General features: G+C 50.1%; 15 protein-coding genes and 1 pseudogene. 8 read left to right on the top strand and 8 right to left on the bottom strand.

All coding sequences use genetic code 11. The features are described 5' to 3' along the window. Positions 1-156: 156 nt before the first annotated feature. The gene (locus T491_RS0109670; RefSeq protein WP_028903713.1) at positions 157-429 is read left to right on the top strand and encodes a hypothetical protein; all 273 of its coding nucleotides are present in this window, start codon (positions 157-159) and stop codon (positions 427-429) included. Further along, positions 426-842 (top strand): PIN domain-containing protein, encoded by a 417-nt coding sequence (locus T491_RS0109665; protein ID WP_028903712.1) that lies wholly within the window; start codon positions 426-428, stop codon positions 840-842. Before T491_RS0109670 ends, T491_RS0109665 begins: the two co-directional genes overlap by 4 nt. 334 nt (positions 843-1,176) lie before the next feature. Here the strand turns inward: T491_RS0109665 and T491_RS17090 are convergent, their stop codons facing one another. Beyond that, complete coding sequence (locus T491_RS17090; protein ID WP_051523094.1) at positions 1,177-2,217, bottom strand: DUF6371 domain-containing protein; 1,041 nt, start codon at positions 2,215-2,217, stop codon at positions 1,177-1,179. Continuing rightward, the gene (locus tag T491_RS17085; protein ID WP_197018846.1) at positions 2,214-3,668 is read right to left on the bottom strand and encodes a phage/plasmid primase, P4 family; all 1,455 of its coding nucleotides are present in this window, start codon (positions 3,666-3,668) and stop codon (positions 2,214-2,216) included. The genes T491_RS17090 and T491_RS17085 overlap by 4 nt, the downstream gene beginning before the upstream one ends. Positions 3,669-3,941: 273 nt before the next feature. On the opposite strand from T491_RS17085, the gene T491_RS0109650 reads away from it, so the two are divergent. The 5 genes from T491_RS0109650 to T491_RS0109630 all read left to right on the top strand — a co-directional run bounded on the left by T491_RS0109650 (position 3,942) and on the right by T491_RS0109630 (position 8,070). Continuing rightward, positions 3,942-4,124, top strand: coding sequence for a hypothetical protein (locus T491_RS0109650; RefSeq protein ID WP_028903711.1), 183 nt, complete (start codon positions 3,942-3,944; stop codon positions 4,122-4,124). Positions 4,125-4,147: 23 nt separating this feature from the next. Then, the gene (locus T491_RS0109645; RefSeq protein WP_028903710.1) at positions 4,148-4,351 is read left to right on the top strand and encodes a hypothetical protein; all 204 of its coding nucleotides are present in this window, start codon (positions 4,148-4,150) and stop codon (positions 4,349-4,351) included. Between the two features lie 3 nt (positions 4,352-4,354). Further along, positions 4,355-4,774 (top strand): hypothetical protein, encoded by a 420-nt coding sequence (locus T491_RS0109640; RefSeq protein WP_028903709.1) that lies wholly within the window; start codon positions 4,355-4,357, stop codon positions 4,772-4,774. Positions 4,775-4,846: 72 nt separating this feature from the next. Next, complete coding sequence (locus T491_RS17080; RefSeq protein ID WP_197018845.1) at positions 4,847-6,799, top strand: HAMP domain-containing sensor histidine kinase; 1,953 nt, start codon at positions 4,847-4,849, stop codon at positions 6,797-6,799. Then, complete coding sequence (locus tag T491_RS0109630) at positions 6,796-8,070, top strand: NCS2 family permease (RefSeq protein WP_028903707.1); 1,275 nt, start codon at positions 6,796-6,798, stop codon at positions 8,068-8,070. The genes T491_RS17080 and T491_RS0109630 overlap by 4 nt, the downstream gene beginning before the upstream one ends. Positions 8,071-8,517: 447 nt before the next feature. On the opposite strand, the gene galE is transcribed toward T491_RS0109630, so the two are convergent. The 6 genes and pseudogenes from galE to lon form a co-directional block, all read right to left on the bottom strand. Next, positions 8,518-9,558 carry a UDP-glucose 4-epimerase GalE gene (galE, locus tag T491_RS0109625; protein ID WP_028903706.1) on the bottom strand — a complete coding sequence of 347 codons (1,041 nt, stop codon included), beginning with the start codon at positions 9,556-9,558 and terminating at the stop codon, positions 8,518-8,520. 11 nt (positions 9,559-9,569) lie between these two features. Beyond that, positions 9,570-10,403, bottom strand: coding sequence for a 4-(cytidine 5'-diphospho)-2-C-methyl-D-erythritol kinase (gene ispE / locus T491_RS0109620; RefSeq protein WP_028903705.1), 834 nt, complete (start codon positions 10,401-10,403; stop codon positions 9,570-9,572). A 187-nt stretch (positions 10,404-10,590) separates the two neighbouring features. Beyond that, positions 10,591-11,743, bottom strand: a pseudogene (locus T491_RS0109615) (DEAD/DEAH box helicase); the annotation flags it as partial. Positions 11,744-11,787: 44 nt separating this feature from the next. Next, complete coding sequence (locus T491_RS0109610; RefSeq protein WP_028903703.1) at positions 11,788-12,960, bottom strand: LptF/LptG family permease; 1,173 nt, start codon at positions 12,958-12,960, stop codon at positions 11,788-11,790. Continuing rightward, complete coding sequence (tgt, locus tag T491_RS0109605) at positions 12,957-14,099, bottom strand: tRNA guanosine(34) transglycosylase Tgt (RefSeq protein ID WP_028903702.1); 1,143 nt, start codon at positions 14,097-14,099, stop codon at positions 12,957-12,959. The genes T491_RS0109610 and tgt overlap by 4 nt, the downstream gene beginning before the upstream one ends. A 26-nt stretch (positions 14,100-14,125) precedes the next feature. Then, on the bottom strand, positions 14,126-16,582 hold the full coding sequence (gene lon, locus T491_RS0109600; RefSeq protein WP_036915858.1) for an endopeptidase La: 2,457 nt from the start codon (positions 16,580-16,582) through the stop codon (positions 14,126-14,128). 101 nt (positions 16,583-16,683) lie between these two features. Between lon and T491_RS0109595 the strand changes: the two genes are divergently transcribed. Beyond that, the gene (locus T491_RS0109595) at positions 16,684-17,394 is read left to right on the top strand and encodes a tRNA1(Val) (adenine(37)-N6)-methyltransferase (RefSeq protein WP_028903700.1); all 711 of its coding nucleotides are present in this window, start codon (positions 16,684-16,686) and stop codon (positions 17,392-17,394) included. Positions 17,395-17,531: the final 137 nt, after the last annotated feature.

Genomic DNA, 17,531 nt, shown 5'->3' with positions numbered 1-17,531 from the left:
GTGCAAATATACGACAAAATTTCGAATCGCGCCCTAAAAAATATGCTAAAAATCAACAATTTATCGCAAAATCCGAAACACTTTTCAGTGAAAACACTTGGATGTTTCAGAAACTTGTCGTATATTTGCAGGCGAAAAGGGTTAAAATAATGTATTATGGCAACGATAACACTAAGTACAACTGCGTATAATCATGCTAAGCAATACGCTGAGACACAGAACATCACTGTGGATGAGTTCATCGTATCGCTCATTGACAAATATGCTCTTTCAAAGAAAAAGAAGCAATTCAAAATGCAGCCAATAGAAAAGCTCGCTCCGGAGATTCAGGACATTCTGAGTATGCCTCTCGTAGGCCAGCTCGATACCGACGACATCAATGGCGAGAAAGCACGTATGGAGTATTTAAAGGAGAAATACGGATTATGAAAGTTTTCATCGACACAAATATTCTTATAGACTTTGTTGCCAGGCGAGAGCAATTCTATCAGACAGCAGCCAACTTGATTAACTTAGGCATAAAAGGAGAAGTGAAACTATATGCCACCCCCTTGTCGGTTGCCACTTGTGTTTTTATTTCTCAGAAGGTGTTAGGTTATAGCGGTGCTATTAAAGCTATGCAGATTCTAAGCAGCTATATTAATGTGACAACCATGGACGCGACCCAATGTCACAATGCGTTATTCTCGGCCATGCCCGACTTTGAGGATATGCTTCAGTTTGAATCTGCTTATACAGCAGGCTGCGATGTGATTATAACAAGGAATAAAAAACACTTTCCGCAAGATGCCATACAATTGTTAGAACCAGCGGAATTCTTTAATCACTATTGGCCTCAATAATCCCTTGCGATGCTCCGCACCCAGGCACTAACCCCGCTTTAGTATGATACTATCGCGGGGTTAGTGTCAGGGTAGAGGGGCGGTAGCTTTCTTTGAGTTTTCGACGGGGCGCAGAACAATCGTAAACATCTATTAATCAAGTACTTAAATATACGCTTTTGAGTTTTTGGGTATCTTACACTATAAAATTATTTTTTCAGTTATAAAAAAATAGAGGTTTTTAGCCTTAAAACCTCCAAAAACTCAAATCAACCGTCGGAAAAGCCGTCTGTACGGGCTTTTCAGCTCATCAGACGGCTTGACAAAAACTCAAAATCCACTCAAATCATTCGGGTTATGGCGGCACATGCCGCTGCTGCTGCAGATAATCGGCGATATCGAACTTCAACGCTCCCTCGGGCGCTTTCTGCTCACAGATATCGAAGACGGTGAAGTTAGCCAGATCGGCCATCTGGCAGATCTTTGCCCGCCACTCGCTGATGGCATCACGGTCGGGGATGACAATCACATTGCGACCACGCAATGGCTGGAGCACATCGCGACGCAGCATCGCCTTGTTGCCCGTGGCTATCCATGTGAACCGAGGAAAGGCCAGTGCACCGAATAAGGCATTCTTAGGACTCTCAACAAGCGCCACTACACTCTCAGGATATCGGTTGAGCAGATGTTCACCAAACATGCAGGTTGAACTCAAACGGGCCTCCTTAGGCAGACGCCCCTCACGCATCCAGATACTGCCCAGCCAGAAACACGAATGCGGCGTGCAATGGGCAAAACGCGGCGACTGCGGGTCGGTATCGTAGTGCTGCACCTTCAGGTTGCATACACGGCCATGCTTGTCGATACTTGGGAACACCGTACAATTGTCGTGGCCATTCATCGTATAGCAGCCGATACGATACTCTTCCGTGATCCAGCCCACGGCTTCAGGCCGGAACATCTGCATCAGGCACTGGCACAGCGAATTCTCTGCCGACACCAGCTCATCTACCATCTGAGTGGGGATGTAGGTGAAGCCCGACGCAACAGCCCTCTCCACAGGCTTAGGCTTGGGTCGCAGCCAGTAACCACGCGCCGATGTGGTACTGATACCATACTCGTTCGACAGCCACTGGCATGCTTCGACAAACGTCCATCCCTCGTGCTGCATCACAAAGCTGATCACACTACCGCTCTTGCCGCAGGCATAACAGTGGCAGTGGTTCTCGTTAGTGCGATGATAGAGCACCAACGAGGGATTCGAATCGTCGTGCCACGGACAGAGTGTAAGATACAGACTACCCGTTTTTCTGACACTACCCAGGCGTTTGGCAACATCCACGATTGAGATGTTATTGATTCTTTCCAAATCAAAATGTTGATGCTGCTGATTCATTGCTGTGTGAGTTTAAGTTTGAAACGTACGATATTGCCATAGTCTTCACGCACGAAGATACCAGAGAGTCGCTCATAGAACTTCTGCTTGCCAGTGGGCTTGAGCGCCGAACCGGCACAGTAATTGCGATAGGCGGTGTAGATTTCCTGCCCATTAGTAGCATATTCACACGACTCACATATCTCGCTTGCAAACAGTAGCACGTTGTCTGAAAGCAGGCGATAGCGCTCAAGTGCCTTCTCGCAGTTCTCGCTTCGGGTGAACTCACTACGGGCCATCAATCCTGGCAGCGCCCGTAGCACCCAGTTCAGGATACCCGGCAGTTCGCCTTTCAGTTTGTCGGCCAGATGGCGATCCACTTCCTCCTTCGGAATCGTCACCTCATAGCTCAGAATCAGTAATCGGCGGAAATAGCCGAAGGTATTCTCAGCTCGTGGCAGGTCGTTGAAAGCCGCCAGAACCTTACCGTAGTCATTGGTTTCACGCGGATCGACATACAAACGCTTCATCGTCACTCGCTCACCACTCGTCAACTGTTTCAGTACATTCGGGTTAACATCGCGTCCGCTCTCAGTCGAGATGTTAAGCATCTTACCCTCAAAACCAGCCCGTTTCACATCATCGTTTGTCAGGTCGGATAGCGACAGGTAGCTAACGTTCATCGAGCCCAGCAGCGCCTCGATCACCTCGAGCGTCACACTCTTGCCATTCTGCCCCGAACCAAACAGCCATAGCATCTTTTCGAACCGGTGGTGCTTCATCAGGCAGTAGCCTATAAACTCGGAAAGTATCAGCTGAGCCTCAGCTTCGGGCAGTACACGATCCAGGAACTGCTGCCACAGAGGGCACTCAGCCTGCCTGTCGTAAACATAAGGCAGGGTATGTGTGAACAGGTCCTCCTTGCGATGTTCGCGCAGTTTGACTATACCATCGCTATTCACAACCAGCGTACCATTGCGGACATTTGCCCACGCCTCGCCATCGGGAACCGCCATGCAGCGATACTTCGACAGGTTATAGCCCAGACCCTCGATGAGCGACTTCATGAATACATGATTTACCAGCAGCGACTCGGGCACACCACAGCGACTGGCACATAAACTGACAAAGTCTATCCACTGTTGCGCTGGCACAGACTGCCAATGGCTAACCGTATAGACGAGTATGTGCTGACTACTCCTGGCCTTCTCGTCATACTCACGGCACCACAAACGGTCATCGGCAACACGACGTATCTCATTGATAACCAACTCACGAAGCGCTGGTTGCCACTGTTTACCCGACATCAGCTGAATGATGCCTTGTTCGTTCGAAACTACACCGGCAGCAATCGTGGACAATGTGATACTTACTAACTGGGATTCGCGCGCCTGGCGCTGAGTTTCCAACTCGTCAGCCTTTGCTGACATTTCCTGCTCAAAAGAGCTCAATTCATTTTTAGTTTCTTCCATGATTGTATTTTTTAGGAAGGTTAATGGTCTAACACGCCGCCTCATAGACCAACTTTCAGAGGGGCAGTGGTCTGTGCTTAGGTTATTAATTCCACGTGGGGCAAATTTAAGAACTTTATCACAAAAGGTAAAATAATATAACGCAAATCAATTGTTAAACAAGTTTAATAGCAAATCTAAGTTAAAATCTGAAATATAATCAATTATATTTTGCAACATATTTGAAAATATCTGCTTCACCATTAAAGAATATTTAACTATATATATTTGGAAATGTATAACAATTTTCGTATCTTTGTACATGAAATAACACGTGGCCCAAACCACCTGATTAACCCTATTTATTCACTTTTTAAACACATCAAGATTATGAACAAAACAACGAAAACGATCCTGCAGATCCTGAGCTATGTCATCACACTGTTGCTGGGCGGAGCCGGCGGAGCTGCTATCTGATTAACCACTACATCCTCTACAACATGGAACACACAGCTTTCAGAATCTCTCAGTACGCTTGTGCCGTGCTGCTCATCGTGAGCAGCATAGCACTCGTGAGCTACCAGGTAGTGGAAATCAACGACGTGGCAGGCGGACTGCTATACTACGTCGCACAGTCCTTCCTACTGGCAGCATCCATCTTCGGACTCAACCACTATGTCAACCTCATCAGAAAAACACACTGAATCATGAACACACCAAGAGGCATACGCAACTGCAACCCCCTGAACATACGCCGCAGCACCAACCACTGGCAAGGCATGCGACAGGAGCAGAACGACCCGCAGTTCTGCCAGTTCGACACCATGGAGTGGGGATGGCGCGCAGCCTTCCGACTGCTCACCCATACCTATTATATCAAGTACCAGCTCGGCACCATCGCCGCCATCGTGCGCAAATGGGCACCAGCCACCGAGAACAACACCCAGGCCTACATAGCCAGCGTGGCCCGACTCACCGGCATCGGTCCCAACGAACCCTTAGGCAGCCCCGCTGCCGAACCCGCCCGATGGATGATGCTGGCCATGGCCATGGCCGTACACGAGTGCGGAACAAACACCATCGACGCGCTCCCCATGCTGCGCGGATGGGCACTGAATAACCCCTGAAAAAAAAATTGCATGTTTTGGTATATCCATACATTTTTTTTTGTATCTTTGTACCCACAAAGAGAGAGAGAAATGAATCGATTACTTAAATCCATATTATCAACAGCCAGGATACCTTTAGGTATGCTATTGATTATCACGTCATTAGCGGCCTGCCAAGTCGGCTACAGACAGCAGGCTGCCAAGCAAGAAGGCCCTGTGTACGACAAGCTCAGAGCACGAATGAAAACACTCGAATACTTCTACAACAACGATCAGAACGACTCGCTCGAGGCCGCCGTACCCGAATATATGGAAAACTGCAAGAACCACAGGCAGTGGCGACTATACTACCTGGCATGGAACCTGCTGGGACAATCCTACGCCTTCGCAGCCGAGTACGACCAGGCCAACCACATAGCACACGCCATGCAAACCGACGGTCAGAAACGCGGCAACGCGCTCGGACAGGTAAAGGGACTGGCACTGCTGGCCATGATAGCCAGCCTGCAGGGCAACCACGAGGAAGCAGAACGCTACTGGCACGAGGCCATCGACACCTACGACCCCGAATACGGCGACAGATCAACCCGCATGAACCTGTACTACCGGCTCACCGAGACACTACTGCTGAAGGAGGCACCCGTTGAGCAGGTGGACTCGGCACTCAAACAGTGGAAGACCGTACTCGACGAGGAAGACCCCGACAAGGAGATCGACATCTGGCAATTCAACTACTATAACACACTGGTCGACTATCTCATCGCCAACCATCAGTTCGACGATGCCATAGCAGCCATCGACTCGGCCGAGCTCTATCCGGCTGCCAACCTGCCATCCAACAAGATGAACCTGATCATCGACCGCAGCACCGTGCACACCCATCTGCACCACTACAGCGAGGCCATGACCTGTCTCGACAAGCATCAGCACATCATCGACAGCATGAAGCAGGCCGGCAAACAAGTGAGCAACCAGCACCAGATCAATCACGACGGCGTGCTACACGCCCTGCTCGCACAGATGGGCCGCTACCAGGAAGCCTACGCCATCAAACTGCGCTACGACAGCCTCGAAAAAGTGATGGCCGACATAGCCACCCGACAGCAACAGATGGAGCTCAACAAGCACTACGACGTTGACGAGATGCGCCGCCAGAACCAGCAGCTGCAGCAGCGCTCACGGTTCACCACCGGCGGTGTGGCCATGGTGCTCGGCATCATCGCCATGCTCGTATTCCTCACCACCAGCAACCGCTGGCGACACACACTCGAGGTAAAGAACCGGCAGCTGGAGCGCGAACGCAACGTGGTGGTGGCACAGAACCGACAGCTGGCCGTGGAGCGCGACCGCGCCGAGACAGCATCGCGCGCCAAGACCGCCTTCCTGCAGAGCATGACACACGAGATACGTACACCGCTCAACGCCATCAGCGGCTTTACACAGGTGCTCGCCATGACCGGGCTCAACCTGCCCGAAAACGAACGTCAGGACTTCAGCAACCGTATCCAGGACAACACCCGGCTGCTCACCAACATACTCGACGACATGATCCTGATATCCAACATGGAGGGTAACAACGCACTGCCTCAAGCCGAACCTTGCGTACCACTGATGATGATAACAGGCGCTACCGAGGCCATCGCACAGCAAGTGGCCAAAGGCGTTACCATCGACAGCCAGTGCAACATACCCGCCGAGGAGACACTGATGTGCCACCCACGACTGATAGGCATCATCATCTCGAAACTGCTCGACAATGCAGCCAAGTTCACCAAGCAGGGCCACATCACGCTGAGCCTGAACCGCGAGGCCGACAAGCTACACTTTGCAGTGACCGATACCGGCTGCGGCATACCAGCCGACAAGAGCGAAGCCATATTCGAACGCTTCACCAAGCTCGACAGCTTTACCCAGGGCACCGGACTCGGACTATCCGTAGCCCGCATGGTAGCCGAACACATGGGCGGCACACTTACACTCGACACCAATTACACCGGAGGCGCTAAATTCGACCTCATCATACCCTATACCGCAAACGCATGAAAGAAAGATTCCTTGCAATGTTAGGCTTCTCGCTGCAGCGCGACAGCCTGAAGACCGAGATCATATCGGGCATAACCACCTTTATCACCATGGTGTATATCCTCGCGCTCATGCCCGTCATCTTCGGACCGCTGGCCGATCTGGGATTCCCCATCGACTCGCTGTTCACTGCCACTGCCATCTCAGCCATCGTAGGCACACTGTTCATGGCGTTCATCGCACGCCGTCCGTTCGGACTGGCACCAGGACTGGCACTCAACACCTTCTTCGTTGAGACCGTATGCCTCGCACTGGGCTACCCCTGGCAGTTCGCACTCACAGCCGTACTCGTTGAGGGACTGCTCTTCGTGCTCATCTGCGTGAGCAACCTCCGACAGATCATCTTCGAGATGGTGCCCACATCGCTCAAGTACGCCTTCGCTGCCGGCATAGGCTTCTTCGTGGCCATGATCGGATTCAAGAATAGCGGCATCCTGGCCGAAGGAACCATCTTCAACCACATGGAGACCCTCATCACGCCATCGTCGCTGCTCTTCCTCTTTGGACTGATACTCACAGGACTGTTCACCGCGTTGCACGTCAAAGGCGGACTGCTGATGGGCATCTGTATCATCACCGTGCTGGGCGTGCCCTTCGGTGTCACCGTCATCCCTCACGAGGTGTTCTCCCTGCCACCATCGCCAGCACCGCTGTTCTGTCAGTTCTCACTCCACTACCTGATGATGCCCGACTTCTGGGTATGCGTCATGACGATGCTCTTCTTCGACGTGTTCGACACCCTGGGAACCGTGGTAGGTGTGATGGCCAGCTCGGGCATCATCCGTAAGAGCGGACGAATACCCCACATGCGCAGCATCATGCTGAGCGACGCCCTTGCCACCGTTACAGGTGCCTGCTTCGGCTGCAGCACCATCACCACCTATGTAGAGAGTGCCACCGGCTTTGCCGAAGGCGGACGTACAGGTGTTTCGGCCTTTGTAACAGCCATCTGTTTTGCCCTCAGCCTGTTTCTCGCCCCCGTGTTCTTAGCCATCCCTGCAGCTGCCACATCGCCAGTGATGGTTGTAGCAGGATTCTTCCTCTTCGGCGTGGTGCGCCACATCAAGCTCACCTTCAACCTCGAAGCCATGCCCGCCTTCCTCACCATCCTCCTCATGCCCATCACCGGCAGCATCTCGGATGGTATCCTGACGGGGTTGATATCGTATATCATCCTATCGTACACCTACGATATCATGGGCCGCATCAAGAAATCCAAAAGACAATCCTGAGTCTTTTGGATTCTCCCAAGGCCTTCCCTTGACAATCAGGGCATCAAAGCCCTGGCGTGGGTTTTCTTAATGGGGGCAAGCCCCCAAACCCTGCGCACTTCGTGCGCCATTAACCGTACTACATGTTTCTCGTGATAAATCACTCGAAAACATTCCGCACGAGGAGGTCTTTAGAGGTATGCAAATTCTTTGAATCGATATTGAGTCTCGGATTGCGGAACGCAATCTGAGCAACGAAATACGAGAAGCTGTTTGAGCGGAGCGAGTTCTTCGAGTGATTTGAAGAATTTGTGTACCGGCCTCCGAGCTCAGGACGTTTTCGCACTCTTTCTTTTGTTTCGGTTTTCTTTCTGGTGACAGAAAGAAAATGAAAAGCCCTCCTTAGGATAAGGAGGGTTGGGTGGTTATTAAAAAAAGCTCCCTGAAATCAGGGAGCCTTAGTAGATATTACTGAATACCACGTTCACGCAGTTTCTCCTGCCAGCGCCAGGCTGTACGCAGAATCTCATCAGTTGGCGTCTCTGCCTTCCAGCCAAGCACCTTGTTGGCCTTATCGACATTACCCCATACCTGCTCGATATCGCCCTCACGACGTGGAGCGTAGGTCCAGTTAACCTTCACGCCGGTAGCCTTCTCGAAACCCTCTACAACCTCGAGTGTTGACAGACCCTTACCGGTACCGATGTTGAACACCTCAACAGCCTCGCACTCAGGCTTGTCGAGCACACGCTCCATAGCCTTCACGTGAGCCTTGGCCAGATCCACTACATAGATATAGTCGCGGATACAGGTCTTATCAGGTGTGTTGTAGTCGTTACCGAAGATCTTCAGCTGCTCACGGATACCCATAGCAGTCTGGGTAACGAATGGGATAAGGTTCATGGGCACACCGTTAGGCAACTCACCGATGAGTGCTGATGGATGCGCACCGATGGGGTTGAAGTAACGCAGGATGATACTCTTGATAGGCGCACCCGAGTGGATATAATCCTGGATGATCTCCTCGTTCACCTGCTTGGTGTTGCCATAAGGACTCATGGCCTTCTGGATGGGTGCATTCTCTGTAACAGGTAGATTCTCGGCAGCGGGCTGACCGTAAACGGTGCAGCTTGAAGAGAAGATGATACCCTTGACATCGTACTTTGGCATGAGCTCCAGCAGATTGATGAGCGATGTCAGGTTGTTGCGATAGTAGAGCAGGGGCTTCTCTACGCTCTCACCTACAGCCTTTGAGGCGGCAAAGTGGATGATACCCTCAATCTTGGGGTACTTCTTGAATACGCCCTCAAGCGCCTCGAAATCGCAGCAGTCAACCTGCTCGAAAGCTGGACGGATGCCAGTGATCTTCTCGATACCGTCGACAACATTGGCATTAGAGTTTGACAGATTGTCGATGATGACTACTTCGTAGCCTGCTTCCTGCAGTTCTACGGTGGTGTGACTACCGATAAAACCGGTTCCACCAGTTACAAGGATTGTTTGTTTCATAATGCTTTAAATTATATTGACATAGTTGTTCTAAATGTTCCTTTTTGATCGAATTCATCAAGTGGGAGAGGCGCTTTCGACAGCGCAAACAGAGTTGACCCAGAGCCCGACATGGCAGCATAGGTGGCTCCCAACGCATACAGGCGCTCCTTCACGGCACCCAACTCGGGATGGATAGCAAACACGCTCTCCTCGAAATCATTGGTCAGGCGACCGCGCCACGCTTCTACAGGCATCTGAACCACCTCGCGACAGTTCTCAGCTGGATAATGCGGCTTGATGAGCGAGAAAGCCTCCTTGGTAGATACCGGAATATCTGGTCGAACCAACGATAGGTACCACCCTGACAATGAAAGACTTATGGGCTGCAGTTTCTCACCTATACCCTCAGCATAGCAAGGCTTGTTGACGATAAAGAACGCGCAGTCGGCACCTAAGCGGGCAGCATAGTCTATCATCTGCTGTTCGGTGAGTCCTAACTGGCAGAGCTCGTTGAGCAGGGTGATCATAAACCCGCAGTCGCTCGAGCCACCACCCATACCGGCCTGTGTGGGGATACCTTTATATAAATGCGCGTGTACGCGAGGCATCTGGGGGAAATCGGCCTTCAACAGGTTGTAGGCACGCACCACCAGGTTGCGCTGCTCATCGCCGTCGATCTGGATGTTCGACACCTTCAGATCGCAATCAAACTGCGACGGAAATGCCGGATCCATCGGATAAACCTCGAGTGCATCCTGTATGGGCACAGGGAAGAACACCGTCTGCAGGTTATGATAACCATCAGGACGCTTCTCTACCACATTCAGTCCGAGATTGATCTTTGCTATGGGAAATGTTATCATTAAAGATTAACCATTAAAGATTAAACATTATTCTTGGGGGCTTTGGGCTTACCTTGGGGCTTACCTTGGGGCTTGCCTTGACCTTTACCTTGGCCGTTTCCGTGGCCTTTACCCTTGCCATTGCCATGACCGTGACCTTTGGAGTGCCAACGACCATTACGACGGCTGGTAGGCTTTTTCTCGCGCTTCTTGTATTCTGGAGCATCGCCTAAGCCCTCGGGCAGAGGCATCTTCTCAACCTCCTTGCCCAGGAAGTGCTCGATGCTCTGGAAACGGTATATATCAGTATCGCTGACAAACGTGATGGCCTCGCCATCGCGATCGGCACGGGCCGTACGACCGATACGGTGTACATAGTCCTCAGAGTCGCTGGGCACATCGTAGTTGATGACCAGACGGATATCGTCGATGTCGATACCACGCGCCACGATGTCGGTGGCTACCAGCACGTCGGTCTGTCCGGCCTTGAAGCGGTACATGGCCTCATCGCGCTCCTGCTGCGAGAGGTCGCTGTGCATCTGGTCGCAGTTCACGTGCATCGACTTGAGCTTACGGGTTACCTCCTTCACACGCTCCTTCTTGCCCGAGAAGATGATGACGCGCTTCAGGTCGCCCTTCTTGAAGATATCCTGGATAATCTTCAGCTTCTGTGGCTCGTAGCACACATAGGCCATCTGATGAATCTTCTCGGCAGGCTTCGATACGGCTATCTTCACCTCAACAGGGTCGTTGAGCAACTGTACGGCCAACTCACGGATCTTCTTCGGCATAGTGGCCGAGAACATGATGCGCTGACAGTCATTGGGCAGCTCCTTCACAATCTTCATGATGTCGTCGATGAAACCCATATCGAGCATGCGGTCGGCCTCATCGAGCACAAAGAACGAGCAGCGCGACAAGTCGAGATTACCCACCTTCAGATGGCTCAGTAATCTACCTGGAGTGGCTATCATCACATCGGCACCCATACGCATGGAGCGTAGCTCCTGGTCGTAGCGGTTACCATCGTTACCACCATAAACAGCCACACTGCTCACATCGTCGAGATAATAACCGAAGCCCTGCATGGCCTGGTCAATCTGCTGTGCCAGCTCGCGTGTAGGCGACATAATCACAGCGTTGACGGCATCCTTAGGGAAGTTACCATCATCGAGTTCAGAGAGTATCGGCAACAGATAGGCTGCCGTCTTTCCTGTTCCTGTCTGAGCAATACCCAGCACATCGTAACCATCCAGAATCTCAGGAATGCATCGCTCCTGGATAGGTGTCATTTCATCGAAGTGCATGTCGTAAAGCGCATCGAGGATATTATCGTTCAAATATGTTTCTTCAAATTTCATTAATCACTATTCACTTTTCACTATTCACTAATCACTATTCACTCTTAATTCGGTGCTTGCCTGAAGCAGAAGTATGCAATAAAGCAATATAATATATTAGGTATCCACGCTGCCAGCATAGCCGGTGTATCGGCATTGATGGCAAAGGTGGCACTGATGGTCTGCAACAGGATGTAACCAAACGAGAGCGCCAGTCCGATACCCAGATAGAGACCCATACCGCCCTTACGCTTACGGCTGGAGAGCGACACACCTATCAGCGTCAGGATAAACGAGGCAAACGAGGTTGCTATGCGTTTGTGGTATTCCACCTCGTACTGCACCACATTCTGCGAACCACGCTCCACCTGCTTGCCGATATAGTTACGCAGCTCGGTGATGGTGAGCGTCTCCTGCTGACCCTTCGAGAAAACCAAATCCATCGGTTCCATCTGGATCAATGTGTCGATGACAGCACCCGACTGAATCTCCTCGCGCAGGCCTTTCAATGTACGTATCTTATACGACTGCGCCTTCCAGTGGTAGCGCGAGTCGCTGATACTGTCGTAACGGATCACAGAGGCTGTCATATGGCTCACCAGCTTCTTGTTCTCAAACTTATCGAGCGAGAAACCATAGCCCGTATGCGTCTGGTCGTCGTACTGCTGGATATAGGCTATCACACCAGGCGACACCATCAGCTGTACATTGCTGGCAGAGAGCGAACGCTTCTTGTTCTTGTACTTCGACTCGAACTCCATCTTGATCTGGTTGCCCTTCGGAATCACATAGCCGCCAAGATAGAAGTTAACCGCAGCTATGAGTGCCGCAGACACCATATACGGGCGCAACAGGCGCTTAAAACTAACGCCAGCTGCCAACATAGCGATGACCTCGGAATTGCCCGCCAGCTTCGATGTAAAGAAGATGACGGCAATAAACACGAACAACGGCGAGAACAGATTGGCGAAGTAGGGGATGAAGTTGGCATAATAGTCGAACACAATCGCCTTGAGTGGAGCGTTGTAGGTCGTAAACTTGGCAAGGTTCTCGTTGACATCAAACACAATCGAGATCGAGATGATCAGAATGATCGAGAAAATGTAGGTACCGATAAACTTGGCGATGATATAGCGGTCCAGCCGTTTCAGCAACCGAAACGGATTCAGGTACTTCAGGCATCGCAGACACTTCTGCCATCGCAGCCAGGTTCCTATCTTACGCAAACCTTCTTTCATCGTCTACGTCCTAATTGATCGATTACACTACGTTTCCACTGTACGAAGTCGCCGGCAATAATGTGCTGGCGGGCATCGCCTACCAGGCGCAGATAGAACGCCAGGTTGTGAATCGAGGCAATCTGCATGGCCAGCAGCTCCTGAGCCTTGAACAGATGGTGCAGGTAGGCCTTACTATGGATACGGTCAATCTCACAGCCATCGGGATCGATAGGTGAGAAGTCGTTCTCCCACTTCTTGTTACGCATGTTCATTGTGCCCTCATAGGTGAAGAGCATGGCGTTACGACCATTACGGGTAGGCATCACGCAGTCGAACATATCGACACCGCGCTCAATACCTTCGAGGATGTTCTGAGGCGTTCCTACACCCATCAGATAACGAGGACGGTCCTTTGGCAGGATGTCGTTCACCACCTCGATCATCTCGTACATCACCTCGGTAGGCTCGCCTACAGCCAGTCCGCCGATAGAGGCACCACCACCGTCGTTCAGACGGCTCAGCACATCGCAAACGTGCTTGGCAGCGTCCTGGCGAAGGTCCTTATAGGTACAGCCCTGTACGATAGGGAACAGGGTCTGCTTGTAGCCATACAAGGGCTCGGTCTCATTGAATCGCTTCACGCAGCGTTCTAACCAGCGCTGAGTCAGGCGCAAACTGTTCTCGGCATATTTGTAGTCGCTCTGGCCTGGTGGGCACTCATCGAATGCCATCATGATATCAGCACCTATCACACGCTCGGTATCCATCACATTCTCCGGTGTAAAGATGTGCTTCGAGCCATCGATATGACTACGGAACTCACAACCCTCCTCACGGAGCTTACGGATACCTGTCAACGAGAATACCTGGAAACCACCCGAATCGGTCAGGATAGGACGATCCCATGTATTGAACTTGTGTAAACCGCCTGCCTGTCGGAGGATATCCAGACCGGGACGGAGATACAGGTGATAGGTATTACCTAAGATAATCTGTGCCTTGACCTGCTCACGCAGCTCACTGAAGTGAACACCCTTCACACTACCCACCGTACCAACTGGCATGAAGATAGGTGTCTGGATCTGTCCGTGATCGGTTGTAATCAATCCTGCTCGGGCGTCACTGGCTGTATCTGTATGTTGTACTTCAAATTTCATCTATTTGTATCTCTGTATGGAGATTATTATTTCTTTTTGTCGTTTTCTTCGCGAATAGTAAAATCAAGGGGAGCCTTCACAATCTCATCTGTCAGGGCAAAATCCCATACGTCCTGAACATTCTCCACATAGTGGAAGTTAACACCCTTCAGATAGATATCGGGAATCTCAAGGATATCCTTCTCGTTCTCCTGGCACATCACGATATCAGTGATACCAGCACGCTTGGCGGCCAGAATCTTCTCCTTGATACCGCCTACGGGCAGCACCTTACCACGCAAGGTGATCTCGCCTGTCATCGCTGTATTCTTGCGCACCTTACGCTGGGTGAGGGCAGAGGCAATCGATGTAGCAATAGTGATACCGGCCGAAGGACCATCCTTAGGCGTAGCACCCTCTGGCACGTGGATATGGATGTTCCAGTTGTCAAAGATGCGATAGTCGATGTGCAGAGTCTCGGCATGTGCTTTCACATACTCGAGGGCCAGAATAGCCGATTCCTTCATGACATCACCCAGATTACCGGTCAGCGTAAGTTTTGAGCCCTTACCCTTGGACAGTGAGGTCTCAATAAACAGTATCTCACCACCTACTGAGGTCCATGCCAGTCCAGTTACCACACCAGCATAGTCGTTACCCTGATAGATATCACGATAGAATGGTGGTTTTCCGAGCAGATCCTCCAGTTCATTAGGGGTAATCTTATTATACCCCATCTCTTTGTCAATCTGAAGCTTAAAGGCTATCTTACGCAGAGCCTTGTTAATCTGCTTCTCAAGCTGGCGCACACCGCTTTCACGGGTATAACGCTCAATGATCATTTCGATGGCAGCCTTATTGAATCTGGGCTTTATTTCTGGGATATTCAAACCAGTATTCTCAAGTTCGCGCGGAATCAAGTGACGCTTTGCTATTTCAATCTTTTCCTCTGTAATATAACCACTTACGTCGATAATCTCCATACGGTCGAGTAGGGGACGTGGAATGGTACTCAGATTGTTAGCCGTAGCAATGAACAGCACCTTTGAAAGGTCGTAGTCCACGTCGAGATAGTTGTCGTGGAAGGCGTTGTTCTGCTCTGGGTCAAGCACTTCGAGCATCGCCGATGCCGGGTCACCATTGTGGGTATTCTGAGTCACCTTGTCAATCTCATCGAGAATGAATACGGGATTGCTGGAGCCTGCCTTCTGGATACTCTTAATAATACGACCAGGCATAGCACCGATATAGGTACGACGGTGTCCACGAATCTCAGCCTCGTCGTGCAGTCCACCTAACGATACACGCACATACTTACGCTTCATGGCTGATGCAATCGACTTACCCAATGAGGTCTTACCAACGCCTGGAGGGCCATAAAGACATAGGATAGGAGACTTCAGGTCGCCACGCAGGGCGAGAACGGCCATATACTCCAGAATACGCTCCTTGACCTTCTCCATACCATAGTGTTCCTTATCAAGGATCTTCTGTGCACGTTTCAGATCCAGGTCATCCTCAGTATATTCTCCCCAAGGCAGATTAACCAGCGTCTGAAGATAAGTCAGTTGTACATTGTACTCCGGACTCTGAGGATTAAGATTATCGAGCTTGTCGCACTCCTTACGGAAGAGTCTCCCCATCTCTAACGACCACAACTTGTATCTGGCCTTGCGAAGCAATTCGCGCTTCTCGGGCGATTCACCATTGCCCATCTCTGCCTGCAGATTTTTAATCTGTTGCTGCAGGAAGTAGTTGCGCTGCTGCTCGTCGATATCCTCACGGGTCTTATTACGGATTTCGGCCTTTAGGTTCTGCAGGTTTATCTCTCGGTTCAACAGTTTCATCGTCATAAACAGACGCTCCTTAACCGAAGACGCCTCAAGCAGGGCCTGCTTCTCCTTGTAATTAAACGGCAGATTGGTGCATACAAAGTTCAGCACCATCACATCGTTAGAGATGTTCTTAATTGCGAAATTAGCCTCATCAGGAATCTCATCAGACATCGAGATATACTTGTTGACCATATCGCGAAGATCACCTATGGCAGTTTTAAACTCGCGATCCTTCTTCTCGGGCTGAACCTCCGCAATGGGAGTAACATTACCCTCGAGATAAGGCGAGGTCTTGGTTATCTCATAAAGTTCAAAGCGTCCGAATCCCTGAATAATAGCCGTCACATTGCCATTTGGGAGAGATAGAATCTTCATCACCTTGGCATAAACACCCACAGGATACAGATCCTCCAACACAGGAGAATCAATCTCTGGATCACGCTGAGCTACAACACCGAAAATAAGCCCCTTGCGTTCTGCCTTTTCAACTAAAGCCTTGCTGGTTTGGCGTCCAATCAGGACTGGCGTCACAACACCAGGAAACAGAACCATGTTTCGCAATGCAAGAATGGGTACTTGGCTTGGAGTGTGAACATTCAAAAAATCATTGAAATCTCCATCGATATCAGCAATCATCGAAAATGCTGAATTGTTATTCTGATTACTCATTTGCTATTTTATTAGTTTGGGGTGCAAAGTTACTAATAATAATTAAGAATTAAGAAAGAAAGCCTGATTATTTACAAATAATTAGTATCTTTGCAGCGATTATGAGTAAAAATAGCTTTCAATTCAAACAATTCACGATTAATCAGGAACATTGTGCCATGAAGGTTGGCACAGATGGGACTTTACTGGGCGCTTGGGCTCAAGCGCCACAAGGACAGTCAAGAATATTGGATATTGGGACAGGCACTGGACTTATGGCACTCATGATGGCTCAACGCTATCCAAACGCTATCGTTCATGGAATCGACATCGACCCAGACGCAGCAAGTCAAGCAGAAGAAAATGTCACGAATTCTCCATTCGCGAAGAGGATTATGATAAATAGAGGAGATTCCACTAAAATTAACGACAGCATAGGGTATGACGCCATCGTCTGCAACCCTCCATATTTCGTAGATTCTCTCACATGCCCACAAGAGCAGCGTACACTGGCCAGGCACACTGTCACGCTGAACTACACATCACTGATTCAGACTGCGAAAAGACTATTAAAAGACAACGGAATTCTATCCGTAATCATACCATCCGAAAACAGCGATGATATTGAGACTACAGCCGCATTAGAAGGTTTGTTTATCACAAGAATATGCCTCATCAAAACCACACCAAATAAACTGCCAAAACGCCAACTGGTTGAGATCAGGAAAATTCCTGCAAATCATATAGATTTTCACGAAGAAGTATTAGAAATAGCTCCAGGACAAAGAAGTGACTGGTATCAACAACTCACCAAAGATTTCTATATTAAATAATTGACAATATCAAGAGTTGATTATTGAAATTACATAGGCCTGATTATTCATCAGATAATGCTGCTCTTTAAATCACAAAGTAGACTATATAACATAGTAGGCCCGAAATAGATATGAATCCATATCACCTATTTATC

Source organism: Prevotella sp. P6B4 (assembly GCF_000619985.1).
In the GTDB taxonomy this organism is placed as follows: Bacteria; Bacteroidota; Bacteroidia; order Bacteroidales; family Bacteroidaceae; genus Prevotella.
This window is presented reverse-complemented; position numbering and strand designations above follow the sequence as displayed.